Genomic DNA, 629 nt, shown 5'->3' on the forward strand with positions numbered 1-629 from the left:
CATGGAGAAGATCCGGGTGTTCGTTCTCGATGACCACGAGATCGTGCGTAATGGTCTGCGTCAGACGCTCGCCCGGCATGACGATATCGAGGTCGTCGGAGAGGCCGGGCTGGCCGCGGAGGCGTTGCGGCGGATTCCCGCGCTGCATCCGCATGTGGCGGTGCTGGACGGGCGGCTGCCTGACGGCAGTGGCATCGACGTGTGCCGGGAGGTGCGGTCGGCGTTGCCGGACGTGGCGTGCCTGATTCTCACCTCCTATGACGACGACGAGGCGCTGTTCTCGGCGATCATGGCGGGTGCGGCGGGGTACGTGCTGAAGGAGATCCGGGGCAACGACCTGGTGGGGGCGATCCGGACGGTGGCGTCGGGGCAGTCGCTGCTGGCTCCGTCGGTGACCAGGCGGGTGCTGGAGCGGCTGCGGGACGGGCCGAGCGAGGACCCGGCGATGGCGACGCTGAACCAGCGGGAGCGCGAGATCCTGCAGCTGATCGCGGACGGGTTGACGAACCGGCAGATCGGCACACGGCTGGGGTTGTCGGAGAAGACGGTGAAGAACTACGTGTCGAGCATTCTGGAGAAGCTCGGCCTGGCGAGCCGTACGCAGGCCGCCGTCTACCTGATGAAGCAGA

At 67.6% G+C, this 629-nt stretch carries 1 protein-coding gene; it reads left to right on the plus strand.

Going from position 1 to position 629, the window contains the following annotated elements; translation table 11 throughout:
* Window position 1: 1 nt before the first annotated feature.
* The coding region (locus tag AC559T_RS15365) for a response regulator (protein ID WP_146776716.1) at window positions 2–629 on the plus strand (628 nt) is incomplete at its 3' end.

Source organism: Frankia sp. Hr75.2 (genome assembly GCF_949319125.1).
Classification (GTDB): domain Bacteria; phylum Actinomycetota; class Actinomycetes; order Frankiales; family Frankiaceae; genus Parafrankia; species Parafrankia soli.